This is a genomic window from Pseudoalteromonas sp. SWXJ133 (genome assembly GCF_015864365.1).
Taxonomy (GTDB): domain Bacteria; phylum Pseudomonadota; class Gammaproteobacteria; order Enterobacterales; family Alteromonadaceae; genus Pseudoalteromonas; species Pseudoalteromonas arctica.
The window spans coordinates 1-14418 of sequence record NZ_JADYXJ010000015.1; the positions used below are offsets into that span (position 1 = coordinate 1).

Genomic DNA, 14418 nt, shown 5'->3' on the forward strand with positions numbered 1-14418 from the left:
TGCTGCTAAGCTAATGGTTAAATTAAAGCTTGAAAGCTGCCAAGTACCTCAACATTCATATAAACGCGGCGGTAATGAACACCTTGAAATTCCAAACCTGCTTGATAGACAATTTGATGTTGTTGAGCCAGATACCGTGTGGTGCGGTGATGTGACGTATATTTGGGTAGGTAATCGCTGGGCTTATTTAGCCGTTGTTGTTGATTTATTTGCACGTAAAGTAGTTGGCTGGGCCATGTCGTTGTCGCCAGATACTAATTTAACGCTAAAAGCGCTTGAACTCGCGTATGAAAGCAGAGGAAAACCAACAGGACTGATGTTTCATTCAGACCAAGGTAGTCATTATACAAGTTTAAAATATCGCCAACGTTTATGGCGTTATAAAATTACGCAAAGTATGAGTAGGCGTGGAAACTGTTGGGATAATGCACCAATGGAGCGATTTTTTAGAAGCTTTAAAACGGAATGGATGCCAAAGGTTGGATATGGAAATTTTATAGATGCTAAATATAGCGTAAGTGATTACATAAATGGATATTACAACAACGTTAGGCCGCATCATTATAATGCCGGCTTAGCGCCAAATGAATCTGAGGTTAGATATCAAGATTCTAAAACTGTGGCCAAATTTTATTGACCACTACATGGCGCATTTATTGGCGGGATAACCGAAATACTATTTACGCTAGTGATATTTGCCCAATCGAAAGGACTGGTTTTTAAAACTGAATAACCCCCGATCATGATGGTAAAAATAGTGTGCTGTTGGCGGTGTTTGTCAAACTAGTTGTCGCGATCACTTCGTTATGCACTCTCCACTTTAACGGTTTCACTTTCAGGGTTTAGGTGCACTTCTTCTGGTAAATCACATTGCAAAAACGCCAGTAGATAAACCTTTTCAAAAATTTGCTTGGGAAAAGTAGTCTTTATTATAGCTAATTAATATTAGCTATAATTTTTTTGTTTTTTAGGCACTTTGGAGCGACTGTGGATTAGCTTCCTAAGGCCGAAATGGGCATAAAGCGACTTGAAAATTCATCTCTAAATGAGTAGCCAGACCTATGATTTAATTCAAATGATACTATTTTAAAATTACGTAAGTATCGTTTTTCTCTAGCCAAGTTCTAGTATTAAATTACGGAGCTTATCAGCTAGCTCAGGTGATTTAATTAAAGCACCATGACAAGGCAGTAAAATTTTAGGCGGTGAAATTTCAATAAGTTGCATTACCGCGCTGGCAAAGACTTTTCGATCTTTAATACCAAAATTAGGAAATACTTTAACCATTTTTACTATGTCACATATTGGGCCTTCAGTATGTTTTTGGCCAGCAAAGGCATCCACAACATGCCAAATATGGCCTATCTGCGCTGATTCGATGAGCCAAACCTCACCATTTTTCAAACCCCTGGGTTCTTCTAGGGTAAGTCCTTCTGGTAGTGCATTGGCTAGCGATGATAATTCTTTGAACGTTAGTCCTGTCTTGCTAGTCAAGCGTGCATGAGCACTCTCAGATGCCACCAGATGAGCTTTGGGGTAGGCTTTTGAGTACTCTACCAAACCAGCATTATGGTAGGTATTTGGGGCGAGTAGATATTGGGCTTCGCCTAATTCGATTAGGCTATCTTTAGCCTCTTCACTGAGGCCTGACACTGGACTATATAAACAAACACCACCTGTTCTCAGTTTAATAGCCGTGCATCTAAGGCTATTTTTGGTGGCGGTATATAATGTAGCAGAGCCATCGACTGCTTCAAACGTGGATAATTTAGCTGCCATCGGTACTTTCTTTGTCGTGGTCAAATTATAGTGTCAAATTATAGCGGTCAAATAAATCTGCTCATGGTTCCGTAGTCTACCCAATATAACGCTTAAGCATTTTTTCTATTTGACCACTAGCCCTATAATTAGTGTTTATTTAATAACTTTTTTATACCAATCGACAATACCTTCACCAATTTCGTGTGGATGCGACTCTTGTAGATAATGCTTTCCTTCACCTAAATCTACTGCAGTAATATTTTTCCACGTTTCAGCGATATGCTCACCTAATTCTCGATTAATAATTAGTCCTGGCTCTGCATAAAATAACAACTTAGGCACATCTGAATTTTTGTGGTATTCATTATATGAATTAACAATGTCAGTGGTAAATTTTGGGACGCCATCAAACGAAATTTGACCAGGCCACATAAGCAGTGGTTTACGGCTCTTTTCTTCCAAATAAGGCGCTCGGTAATGGTCCATTTCTTCTTGAGTTAATTCTCTGCCCGCCATCATGGGTAGCATAGCCTCAATAAAGAAGTTGTTTTTAACAATCATTTCATGCCCTTCTGCAGGGTCACGAAATTTTTTAAATAATGTTTCTGTCTCTTTAGTCGTATTTTTCCAATAAGAAACTTGAGACATAGCTTCAAAAAAAACAATCCCTTTTATATTTTCTCTATGCTGATTGGCATAGTTAAAACCTAAAGCAGAACCCCAATCTTGAATGACTATAATGATATTTTTTAAGGCTAACTTTTCAATAAACGCATCTAAATAGGTAATATGGTCTTCAAATGTATAGTCTATATCGGGCTTGTCAGACTTACCCATTCCAATAAGATCGGGAACAACTACACGACCTAACGGACTTACATGCGGAATGATGTTTCGCCATAAATAACTTGATGTAGGGTTTCCGTGTATGAGTAAAAAAGTATCTTTAGAACTTTTGTCTCCTTCATCTACATAATGCATTTTAGAATCTAATACAGCTTGAAATTTAGATTCAAAAGGAAACGCTGCTGATATTGGTTTGTTGTTTGACATATTTATTCCTTTTTAAATGTTTAAATTGAATTTTTGCGATTTAAAACTCTTGCTGCTTTTCTAATTTGCTTCAGTTTTTCCCGTTTTGTTTTATCCCATTTTTCTGTACCTGCACTATATCCATAAGCACATATTTTAGTTGCGTTTTCAAATAGAAATTCTTCCTGCTCTTTAGGGTATATATTTCCTATTTCTCTAAGTGTCCAACCCACTCCTTTTTCAACATAATAAGCGTGGTCAGAAATTAAAGGTGCTACCAAATCTATAAGTACTTGAAAAGGTAAATAGTGTTTTCTATGAGCGCTGTAATAAAGTAAACCCACTATGCTTTGTCTTCTATGCCATGGGTTTGTAGACGTATTCCATTTTTTATACATTGGCAAAATTAATGCTGCATCATATTCTACTAATTGAGCATATATTTTTGAAATGCCATCGCTTGTTTCCCATCGATTAATTTTGTCTTGCCATAATTTAATCGTTGGCCAAGCGGCCAGCATTTCATCTTTGTTTTTAATATGCTCCTCCAAGAAATACAAACAAAACATTTCTGCTCTATACACTTTTGTGTTAGTCCAGATATAACTCCATATCGCTAGTTGTTCATAAAAAGACATGTGTTTAAAAGAAAAACCTCTTTCAAAAGCTTTTCTTTGTAAAGGAACGGTTTCACCTGCTTTAGAAGTGATTGTATCTATTTCTTGAAGGTAGTTTTGCATATTATTTAAAACTCTAATATTAATAGCTTCTTTCGCTAATATATTATTTTATAGTGGTTAGCGAATCGTTGGTTATAAATTAATTGCTAGCGGTTAATGCCGAGCTAATTACTTCATTACCATGATAAAGTTCAAATATCTGGTTACTGACTTCGTCACGATTAATGTAATACTCTATTGATTTAGCGACATCTTCTCTGCTAATGAATAAATCATTCGTAGAAGTCGAACGCGTGGTTGTTATGAGCCCATTGCCTTTATCATTAGTAAGGAGTCCCGGTCTAAGAATGGTGTAATTTAGGCCACTGGATAATAGGTACTGATCGGCAAAATACTTTGCCACCAAATAGGGTTTTATTTCTGATTCAAATTCGTCAGGGTCTTGTGCGCCTAAACCACTTACCATTACAAAATGTTGTATACCTTCCTTTAAAGAATAATCAACTGCTTTTTTTGCTGCCCATAAATCTATTAGAAGTGTTTTATCGTCGCCTGTATTACCGCCAGAACCTGCACTAAATACTACTTTATCGCAGTCCTTAAAAGCGTGTTCAAAATCAGTTTCAAGATCGCCAACAACAGCCTCTACACCCATATTTTCTAACTTCTCAGCTTGTAGTTTGCTACGAACCATTGCGAGCACTGGGCGATCCTGATTGTGAAGCAACTCAACCACTATTTTACCAATCTGGCCATTAGCGCCAATAACGAGTGTTTTTTTCATTTTTTATACCTTTTAAAGCAACTGTTTCACGTTGACCTGCCAAACAAAATACAAAAAAGGCAGGATCCACTCACATTAGATTAGAAGTCTTGAATTGTTGGTCTGATAATAATTTCGTTAATATCGACATCATCTGGTTGTTCAATCGCATAGGCGACAGCTTTGGCAATAGATAAAGCTGGAATGGCGACTTTATAAATATCTTGAACAAACTTAGAGGTGGCTTCATCCGAACTACCGAATTTTAATTCAGAATCAATTAAGGCGGGTGATAATAGCGTTGTACGTATATTGCCACCCACTTCCGCTCTCAATCCTTCAGTTATCGCTTTAACCGCAAATTTTGTACCGCTATAGACAGCCGAACCCGGTGAAACTTTATGTGCAGCAACGGAAGCAAGATTAATAAAGTGACCACTATTTTGTTTGGTAAACACGGGAAGTGCAGCGGCGATACCGTAAAGTACCCCTTTGATATTAATGTCAACCATGCGATCCCATTCATTAACCTTAACCTCAGCCATTGGGGCAATCGACATCAAGCCAGCATTATTGACCATGACATCTAAGCGTCCAAAAGTCTCAATCGCCTTGTCGACAAGCATTTTAACCTGATCGGATTTGGTGACATCCATCGTGACATATTCAGCTTCGCCACCCTGAGCACGAATATCGTTTACGATAGCTGCTAGTTTTTCACTACGACGCGCACCCAATACGACTTTAGCGCCTTTTTGAGCCAGAAAACGCGCAGTTGCTTCACCTAAACCACTGCTAGCACCCGTTATAACAATCACTTTATTTTCTATATTTGTATTCATTGGATATAGCCTATTTATTATTCATTTCTAAGTGAACAAGCGCTTTTTCTGCAATTTCAACACCGTATTCCTGAACAAAGTGTCCTGCCTCTGCAATTTTTAAGGGCTCAGGGCAGCCTTTAATAAAGCTTCTTAAGTACTCCATCGGGCCTTCGCCTAAAGCTGTATCTTTCATGCCAATCGCCATGAAGCTTTGACCGTTCCAGTCTTTTGACCAAAACTCTCTTGCGCGTTTTCCGTGCTCAACACCATCCATCGTTGGCTCGACAGGCACCATGGCGGGAAAGCGTCTTACGCCTGCTTTATAGCTGTTATCTGGAAATGGCGCGTCATAAGCAACAACATCCATCACAGATACGGCTGGCCCTGCGTCACAGGCAAATAAACCACCGACAGGTATTTCAGGCATATTTGCGCAGAAATCTCGCCACTGATAAAACCCTTCAGGGGCGGTTTCACCCACCGATATTGCCGTGTTCATGACAATCAAGTTTTTAAATCGGTCTTGCATATCCATTGGGATTGTTAACCCTAGAATTCCGCCCCAATCTTGACAGACCAGCGTAATATTTTTCAGATCAAGGCGTTCAATAAATTGCATTAAACTGTCACGGTGAAAATCAAAGGTATAAACTGATTCATCAACGGGTTTATCTGAACGACCAAAGCCAAACAAATCAGGCGCAACAACACGATGACCAGCGCCCGTAAATATAGGAAGCATTTTTCTATATAAGTAGCTCCATGAAGGCTCACCGTGTAAACATAAAAAAGTGTTTTCAGATGAGGAATCACCCTCGTCGATGTAGGCCATGCGTAAAGACTCAAAACCAGCTAAATCATCAATGTAGTTAGGTTGGTAAGGAAAAGCCGGTAATACAGAGAATCTTTCTTCTGGTGTTCTTAATGCTTTAATCGTCATCGTATTTCTCCTGAAAAGTAATTAGTTTAAGTTTGCTTAAGTTAATGTTATCAATGCTAAAATTATTAATTTATAAGCTACTGGGTTTTGCCTAAAAATAGCGATTTAAAAGACAGTCCAGATATGCGCATACTGCCAATGATGTAAACAAAGGCGGTAATAAGATCCATGACTGAAATAAAGATAAATACCTTTGGAGCCAAGCCTAATGAAGCGGCATATGTAACAATGATAAAGCCGACCATTCTTACCAATCCGTTCCAAACAATAAGAGGGGCACGGGTTTTAATGTCTGAAGTAGCCCAAAGTAACGCAGCGCCCATAAGCATAAAAGATACGCCCAATACCACTGTGATAATTAACGTGTCTGCTTGAGGTGCCATCAGCGCTGAAATAATCATGCCTAGTGCGATTGGAAAGTTGAATAGCGCCGTAATTTGTACGAATTTTTTAAACATTTTTAGTTCACTTATTTTATTTTTATGAAGTGATCGCTTCAGAATTTAGTTGATTGTGAAGCGATCACTTTGTAATGTCAATAGGGCGAATTGACATTTTGAAGTGACTGCTTCAAAATAGAGTTAATTAATATTATTTTTAAGGGCCACAGAGTGAAAGCAGGACGAAAAAGAGCGTTTGATAAAGAAGTCGTTTTAGATAAAGCGATGCGGTTATTTTGGGCCAATGGATATTCAGGTACTTCTGTTGCCAATCTTTCTTCTGAGCTTGGCATTAATACGTCGAGCTTGTACGGCACGTTTGTCAATAAAGAGCAATTGTTCAAAGATGCATTGGCACATTATCAAAAACAATATGTAGAAGTTAACTACAGCCATCTAGTAGAGCCATCAAATGCAACATTAAAGGATCGGTTACAAGCTTGTTTCTATGGACTTATTGAGCTATTCACCAGCGATGAAACGCCCCGTGGATGTTTGCTTGTAAAGAGTTTTAATGAATCAGATAGTGTTGCGTTTCCAGAAGATGCGGTTGTTTATATGAAGAAATTAGGAACAGAAACTCAGCAAACATTGACAGGTTTATTCGCGTCTGGCATTGCGAAGACGGATATGCCCCAAGGCCAGACGGCTGAAAAACTGACTAACTATCTCTTATCAGTAAGTTATGGACTGGCTGTTCAAGCAAAAGTAGGTCTGGTTGAAGATGAATTAAAGTCAGTCCTTGATCATGCTTTGAATTCTATTTTTGGTTACTCTTAGTTCAATATTTCGCATTGTTTCATGCACTACAGAATCTATTTTTTAATTACCCACAGTTAACCAATAACCTAGGAAGTACAGGATATTTATGAATAGCACATTCAAATTTAAGCAATTTATCTTCGTGATGTTACTAACGAGTATTTGGATCCACGTCGCCGAGGTAGCAAGAGCTATTTTAGTCGCGTTTCCTATGATGGAGGCCTTCTATGCCGGAAAGTTAGTCGTTGGGCCAATGGCTGTCAGTAATGCATTGATATGGGGAATATGGGATACCATACTGGCGAGTACCTTGGTATTTATTTACTGGTTGTGCGCTCAAAGCTTTGGTCACAATGTAAAAACGATTGTTATATCAGCCACTGTTACTTGCATGGCAACGCTGGGGGTATTTTGGATAGGCTCTGTGAACTCAGGATTAGGAACGTGGGAAATGGCAGTTACTTTGGTCCCAATCGCATGGTTTGAAATGCTCATTGGCGCATTTTTAGCCAGTAGGTTATATGCGCGTTATCGCTAAAATATAAAGCGAGCTCATATATTTATAAGTCCATATAATGGGCTCTATAGCCAATAGACTATACAAACGAAGATCGACAAGATGAACTATAAACAATTTAATGATTTTTGCCGCGGACTATCAGCGACTACTTATGTTATCCAATGGCATAATTCTCATGTATGGAAAGTCGGCGGAAAGGTTTTTGCTATCGGCGGATTGGGAAAAGATGACAACCCAGCATTTATTTTTAAAACATCTGAACTTAACTTTCATTTTCTCAGTGAAATACCTAGCTATAAGCCTGCACCGTATTTTGCTTCTCGTGGAATGAAATGGATACAACACTACGAAAGCAACGATGATACTGATGACGACTTATCATATTACCTTAAAGAGTCTTATCGGCTTGTTTCATTAGGCCTGACAAAGAAAAAACAAAAAGAGCTCGGTTTAAACCAAACCCCTTAAAATAGGTTTAGGTTTACACGTTGCACGGATACTCGTTAATTATCTCTTAGGCAAATATGATTAAAATTAAACACCCTCAACAGCTAGCGCGTTTGCGTCGCCTTGCCCTGTCAGCACAAGGTTTGCTACAAACACAAGCTTTTGGCCGTGGTTTGGCTGGTGCGTGTAATGCGATTAACCATATAGGTTACGTACAAATTGATGCTATTTCGGTGGTAGAGCGTGCTCATCATCATATTCTTCATGCTAGAGTACCTAATTTCAAACCCGCTATGACCAATCAGTTATTACTCAATAAAGACATTTTTGAGTACTGGTCTCACGCTGCCGCTTTTTTACCGATTAAAGATTTTCGCTTCTCATTACCTTATAAACACGCGATTAAAAATGGCCAAATTCATTGGCATAAAGAGCGTGATAGCAAGCTGATGCAAGAATTATTAACACGCATACGTATCGACGGTCCGTTGCGATCTCGAGATTTAGAGTCCAATACAACAAAACGTGCGGGTTGGTGGGATTGGAAGCCTACAAAAAAAGCACTTGAACAGTTGTATATGGAAGGCGACCTGATGGTTAGTAACCGAGAAGGTTTTCAAAAAACGTATGATCTAACTGAACGGGTATTACCTTCTGAGGTAAACTTAAAAATGCCCAGTATGGATGAGTTGGCCACGCACATTGTCGATCAACAGTTCCGCTGCTTGGGGGTTACCTCACTTAAAGGCTTGACTTATTTACGTCGAGATAACGAATTGCGCAACGCAGTGAAAAACTTGGTCAATGAAAGATTAGCGCAGAACATTTTACAACAAGTGCAAATGAGTAGCGGTGAAATATTGTTAGTGGAAACCGAGGCGATTGAACGACCCCTTCCTCGTCTGAATAATCGAATGTTGATCCTTTCGCCATTCGATAATAGTGTCATTCAACGTGATCGGCTCAAGTTGCTTTTTCAATATAACTATCAACTAGAATGTTATGTTCCTGCAGTGAAACGACAGTATGGTTACTTTTGCTTACCGCTACTTTATCGCGGTGAATTTGTTGGTCGTATGGATTGTAAAGTGCATAGAAAAACGTCTCATTTAGAAATTAAATCACTACATTTTGAGCAGCATAACTTTGAGCAAGCGTTAGTTATTACAGCCTTTGTAGACGCCATTATACCATTTTGTAGTTTTCAGAAATGTGACTCCGTTTCTTTAACTGAAGTCTACCCGAAACAGTTAAATGAAAAGTTACAAAGTGCATTAAAATCTATTATTAACGTTAATATAGGACCCATAATATGAGTGCGCTGTTTGTCCTAGTTGTAAATCAACGTCTATCAAGGTTATAAGTGCAGTAACACTTTGTTCGTTTGACTCATTTACACTTTTAATCAAGCAGGATAATGGGGTCGCGTCTTGCCTTTTGCCACTTTCAGTTTATGGCACTTTCTGGCCACTCGACAACATAAACGCGGTAAGTCGTGTTGTTGCTAGTCAATTCATCATTTTTTTCGAATGACGTGGCTTCGCCACTTATCCGACCTACGTCAAAAGGTAGGTTGGTTAAGCCGAAGGCGCCACCCAACAGAATTTCAGATTTACGCCTTGAAGGTTCGCTATTGGCACTCTCTATTCACTCGACAACATAAAATATTGATAATAATTGGCCAGGTGTTTTACTGTGTCGGATGGCGCTTCGCTTATCCGACCTACACTTGCACAAGCGGGTTATTCAAGGTTCACACACCTAACTCCTAAGCTATAAAACCTTTACTCAAAACTGATATTTTGCTTTAAAAAGTAATCTTCAATTTCATCAGTATTCGGCTTAAACGCTTTCCAACGGCCAATTGCTTTATTGTTAAGTGGTTGGCGTACTTGCACCTTGCTTGCGGTAGAAACCGGTGCGGTGTTTAAGTGAAAGTCTATACACTGTTCTTGCCACTCTAGGTTACAAAAGCTGACTAACTCTTTTATTTGTGTTTCGGGCTTTGCTACTAACTCTTCGTATTTTACTAATTTTATATTGCTGTGCAGGGCGCTAAAGTGCTGCATTAGTTTGTAAAAACGGCTGTAAAATTTTGCTGTGTCGAGTAAATCGAGCGAGTACGCGTAGTAGGGGTTATTAATTGTGAATAACTGGCGATAGTTGCCAATACAGGTGTCCATTGGGTCGCGCAGCATACAAATTATTTTGGCGTTTGGCAGTGCTTTGGTTATTAAGTCGATATAAAAAAAGTTAAACGGGAGCTTATCAATAAAGTGTTTATGGCTGCCTGTTATTACGCGTGTTGCGTTTAAATAGGTTGACCCAAGCTGATTAAAATCAAGCTCGTAGGCTTTACTGAGCGTTTGAGAGTCGAGCACGTGAGGTGTTTGCGTTTGGCTTAGCTTTTTAACACTTAAGCCAAAGTCTTGTAATTCACCAGCTGATTGCACGTCGCTGTGGCTCGATATTATACGCTCAACTAATGTGGTGCCAGAGCGGGGCATGCCTAATACAAAAATAGGTTCTGCCGTTTGGTTACCTTGTACTCGCGCCTGTGTGTGCTGTTCACTTAAGCGTTTAATATGTTCAAATAACGCAGTTGAGCTTTTATGATCAAACGGCTGCACAGCACGTTTTGCTAGTTTACCTTGCTGTAACGCGTTAAAAGCCTGAGTAAACTCACCTATGTCTTGATACTCTTTTGCCAAAGCATGGCCAATATGCAGTTTTTCATCAGGGTGTGTTACTTGCTCAAATACATTTTTTAAGCGTTCAATATGATTGTTTTGTGCGGTTGCTTTAGTTAAGTCGCTTAGCGCAAAATGACTTTGATGATGAAGTGGGCTAAGCGCTATGGCATGTTCGAACGCATCTTGTGCTTTATCAAATAATCCTAAAAACTTAGCGCTTACACCGTAGTTATAATAAAACTGTGGCTGGGCTTTGTGAGCTACTTTAGCCAGTTTAATAGCGTATTCAAAATAGTTAATTGCGTGTTCGTGCAAGCCGGCTTGCGTAAGGGCTACGCCTAGGGTGTCGGCATCAAGCGGTTTTTGTATTTGTTGAATGGGTATAGTTAAGGCGGTGTGTTTTGCTTTTTGTAATTCGCCCGTTAGCGCATAACACTTTGCAAGTTGCGCGGTGTATTCAATACTTTGGCCAAGCGTTAGGGCTTTTTCGATGAGCTTAATTGCTTTGTGTATTTGCCCAACAGTTAAATTAACCATTGCTAGCAAAAAATACCCATCAGCAAAGTCGGGCTTTTGTGTAACTAACTCCACTAGGGCTTTGTGTGCTTGCTCTATTTTACCTTGGTTTAGGGACTGTATTGCGCTTTGATGAAGTTGCTTTAAATTTGGCTGCATGGTTTTAGGCAATTATTATTGTTTAGTTACGCGTTAATAAAATAAAAAGGCTCAAATAAATTTGAGCCTTAAAACAGTGTTTAAAAAGTGAGACTGTTTAAAAGTCGCTTAAATTATATTTCAAATTTGTAGTTAAATTTAACACCTACCGTAAGCGGGCGATTAATGTAATGGCCGTAGTTACGTTGTATGTCGGCGCCATTAGCTGATGTTATATCGGCATCTGAACGACGAACTGACGTAACCGCGTATTTGTTGAATAGGTTATCAACATATAGGGTAGTTGACCATACATCGGCTGTTAATTTAGCTGATATATTACTTAAGCTGTAACCTGGTAGTGTTTCGCCGTTATCACGAAGCCCTACTCTTGAAAGCACGTCGCTTTGCGCGGTTAAACCGTAGTTAATATCAAGCGTTTTGTCGTTAAACACGTCTGTTTGATAGTTTACACCCATCGAAAATTGGTTTTCGGGTGAGCCAGGTAAACGGTCGCCGTCTTCTGCGCCACCGGTGCCATCGGCGTTAAACAAAAATGGTGCGTCTGATGTTAGCTCTGCTTTTGTGTAGGCATAAGTTGCATAAACTGAAAATGAGTCAGATAAAATAGCGCGGGTTGAAATTTCTACCCCTTTTGCATTAGCGCTGCCTGCGTTTGAAATATATGTTAATTGGCCTATATCTGTAGCGCCCGTAATTTGTGCATCATCCCAATCTACGTTAAATAATGCGGCGTTAAAGTGAAGTTGGCTTCTAAACCATGTACTTTTAAAGCCTAGCTCGTAGTTTGTTGTGGTGTCGGCTTCATATAATAATTCGTCAGGTTTACCACAACCTGTTTGTTGATCCTCAACAATTGGATCTGGACAAGACACTAAACCGTTTGAACCACCAATTCTAAAGCCTTCACTTACGGTTACATAACCCATTACTGAGTCAGTGAACTGGTATTTAGCATTAAATTTAAATAAGTTACCGTTATCGCCTGCTTCGTCTTTTTCGTATGCAACGGTGATTTTGTCAGGATCTACTCCACCATACAATGTATTTGCTAGCGGGAAGTCAAAAGCCGCTTGCGACTCTATATCGTATTTGTAAAAACGGGCACCAATGGTCACATCTAATTTGTCGGTAACTTGGTAGCCAACTTCACCAAATAGTGCAGATTCAGTGACGGTACTTTTTGTAAGCTCTAAGTACTCTAATGAGTCAGGTCTTAGCTGCTCGCCACCAAAGTTATCGATAGCGAATTGGTCAAACCCAGGGGTAAACTCTCGGCTTGATGCTTCGGTTTCTGTTTTGTTGTAAAAGCCACCCACAATCCAGTTAAAGTCGCTGTCGCCTTGCGACACTAAGCGAATTTCTTGAGTAAAGGTATCTTCTTCGTCAATTTCACGGGTAAACGTTGAAAACGAAGGAAACTCTTCATAACCGTAATCAAGACGAATAAGTAAATCTGTTTGGTCGCGTTGACCGTCGGCATCAAAGCTCGAAATACCGGTTGCCGATACTAGCTCTGCAAAACCTAGGTCGGCTTTTAGTTCGAGGCTTAGTAATTGATCTTTTTTCTCGCGAGGCTCTTCAAAGCGATAAGCTGATTCGTATTTACCTATTACGTCGCTTAAACCGTTGTTTGCATTAAGGCTGTTGTAATGAACAATCGAGCGGCCTTCGCTGTCTTGGTTTTGATAAAAGTAGTTAAGCGTACCTTCAAATGATTCATTTGGTTTAAAGCGTACAGAAATATGACCTGTAGTGGTGGTTTCGCCGTTGGCGTCTTTTACATTTTTAAGGTTGTTGTTAACTGCTGAGCTGTCGCTCCAATCTGGATCAGGCAGTGATACGCCTGGCTCGCGTACTACGTAGCCGTAATCGATAAAACCTGGGTCTTCATATACGTTTAAGCTGGCGCGAACTGCAAGCTTGTCTTCAATTAGTGGAAGGTTAAATATAAAGCCGCCTTCGCCACCTAAAGAGTCACTTTCTTTTGTTTGAAATAGGTCGCCGTAAACTTCAAGCGATGTAAAATCAAGCTCAGGCTGTTTAAGCATGTAACGAATTGCACCACCTAATGTACCTGCACCATAAAGCGTGCCTTGTGGCCCAATTAATACTTCAACACGCTCAATATCTACAAGGCGCATATCTACCGAAACCGGAATTTCGTTTATATAAGTAGATACCGTGCCGCCATCTGACGATGGACCCGATGAATTTGTATTTAAACCACGAACAATAATAGGCGAGCCTGAGCGGCCACCTTGATCGGTAATTGTTAAACCAGGGACCCAGCGCGCTACGTCTGCAAGTTCGCTAATATTTTGATCTTTCATTATATCAGCGTCAAGGGCGGTAATATTTAACGGTGCGTTTTGCACAGAGCCGCTGCGTCTTGTTGCTGTTACTTCAATTACTTCGAGTGATTTGTTTTTAGCGGCAACTTCTTCTTGAGCAAGTGCGGCATTAGGCAATAAAAATACGCTAGAAACAGCGCTCGAAATAGCCAAGGTTAACAAGCTTGGTTTAAACATAAAAAGTGATCCCCAGTTCAAATGTTTTACATTAGTAAATTAAGTTAAGCAGTTTATCAGGGAGTGAAGTAGCTTGGAATATCTAAATTGAATTTTAATTCACTTTTATAGAATAAATATGGTTGGTATGTAGGGTTTTTATTTAGTTAATAGGTAATACAAGCAATAGCTTAGTGCTATTAGGTACAGTTAGGTTAAAAATCACACCCTTGTTTAAAGGTAAATAGTCATTCATTTTTTAAAGATGGCTTTATGACGCGCTCGTTAAACAAATTATTACATTAAAATTGATAGTTTATAATGTCATTAGTTATGCTTTTATCAGCACTATTAAAGTATGTTTTTATCCC

14 protein-coding genes are annotated in these 14418 nt (G+C 39.4%); 5 read left to right on the top strand and 9 right to left on the bottom strand.

Annotated features, from left to right (window positions below; all coding sequences use genetic code 11):
• Positions 1-637: IS3 family transposase (locus I6F40_RS12085; protein WP_197192978.1), on the top strand; the 637-nt coding region annotated here is incomplete at its 5' end.
• Between the two features lie 476 nt (positions 638-1113).
• Here I6F40_RS12085 and I6F40_RS12090 read toward each other — a convergent pair.
• The 7 genes from I6F40_RS12090 to I6F40_RS12120 all read right to left on the bottom strand — a co-directional run bounded on the left by I6F40_RS12090 (position 1114) and on the right by I6F40_RS12120 (position 6458).
• Positions 1114-1779, bottom strand: a complete 666-nt coding sequence (locus I6F40_RS12090) for a hypothetical protein (protein ID WP_197192979.1) — start codon at positions 1777-1779, stop codon at positions 1114-1116.
• Positions 1780-1914: 135 nt separating this feature from the next.
• The gene (locus I6F40_RS12095; RefSeq protein WP_165728953.1) at positions 1915-2814 is read right to left on the bottom strand and encodes a haloalkane dehalogenase; all 900 of its coding nucleotides are present in this window, start codon (positions 2812-2814) and stop codon (positions 1915-1917) included.
• 20 nt (positions 2815-2834) lie between these two features.
• The gene (locus tag I6F40_RS12100; protein ID WP_197192980.1) at positions 2835-3533 is read right to left on the bottom strand and encodes a DNA alkylation repair protein; all 699 of its coding nucleotides are present in this window, start codon (positions 3531-3533) and stop codon (positions 2835-2837) included.
• Positions 3534-3612: 79 nt separating this feature from the next.
• Complete coding sequence (locus I6F40_RS12105) at positions 3613-4257, bottom strand: SDR family oxidoreductase (protein ID WP_133011386.1); 645 nt, start codon at positions 4255-4257, stop codon at positions 3613-3615.
• A gap of 80 nt (positions 4258-4337) precedes the next feature.
• Entirely contained in the window at positions 4338-5078 is a 741-nt protein-coding gene (locus I6F40_RS12110; RefSeq protein WP_197192981.1) for an SDR family oxidoreductase, read from the bottom strand.
• A gap of 10 nt (positions 5079-5088) precedes the next feature.
• Positions 5089-6000, bottom strand: a complete 912-nt coding sequence (locus I6F40_RS12115; RefSeq protein ID WP_197192982.1) for a haloalkane dehalogenase — start codon at positions 5998-6000, stop codon at positions 5089-5091.
• A 77-nt stretch (positions 6001-6077) separates the two neighbouring features.
• A complete protein-coding gene (locus I6F40_RS12120; RefSeq protein WP_197192983.1) occupies positions 6078-6458 on the bottom strand; it encodes a hypothetical protein in 381 nt (126 codons plus the stop codon).
• A 153-nt stretch (positions 6459-6611) separates the two neighbouring features.
• Between I6F40_RS12120 and I6F40_RS12125 the strand changes: the two genes are divergently transcribed.
• The 4 genes from I6F40_RS12125 (at position 6612) to I6F40_RS12140 (ending at position 9485) form a co-directional block, all read left to right on the top strand.
• Positions 6612-7220: a TetR/AcrR family transcriptional regulator gene (locus I6F40_RS12125; RefSeq protein ID WP_197192984.1), complete on the top strand. Its 609-nt coding sequence runs from the start codon at positions 6612-6614 to the stop codon at positions 7218-7220.
• 88 nt (positions 7221-7308) lie between these two features.
• The gene (locus tag I6F40_RS12130) at positions 7309-7740 is read left to right on the top strand and encodes a hypothetical protein (protein WP_197192985.1); all 432 of its coding nucleotides are present in this window, start codon (positions 7309-7311) and stop codon (positions 7738-7740) included.
• Positions 7741-7821: 81 nt separating this feature from the next.
• Positions 7822-8190, top strand: a complete 369-nt coding sequence (locus tag I6F40_RS12135) for an MmcQ/YjbR family DNA-binding protein (RefSeq protein ID WP_197192986.1) — start codon at positions 7822-7824, stop codon at positions 8188-8190.
• A gap of 92 nt (positions 8191-8282) precedes the next feature.
• Positions 8283-9485, top strand: coding sequence for a winged helix-turn-helix domain-containing protein (locus tag I6F40_RS12140; RefSeq protein ID WP_231609357.1), 1203 nt, complete (start codon positions 8283-8285; stop codon positions 9483-9485).
• A gap of 468 nt (positions 9486-9953) precedes the next feature.
• On the opposite strand, the gene I6F40_RS12145 is transcribed toward I6F40_RS12140, so the two are convergent.
• Entirely contained in the window at positions 9954-11537 is a 1584-nt protein-coding gene (locus tag I6F40_RS12145) for a tetratricopeptide repeat-containing sulfotransferase family protein (RefSeq protein WP_197192988.1), read from the bottom strand.
• A 113-nt stretch (positions 11538-11650) separates the two neighbouring features.
• Positions 11651-14068: a TonB-dependent receptor gene (locus tag I6F40_RS12150; RefSeq protein WP_197192989.1), complete on the bottom strand. Its 2418-nt coding sequence runs from the start codon at positions 14066-14068 to the stop codon at positions 11651-11653.
• Between the last annotated feature and the right edge of the window lie 350 nt (positions 14069-14418).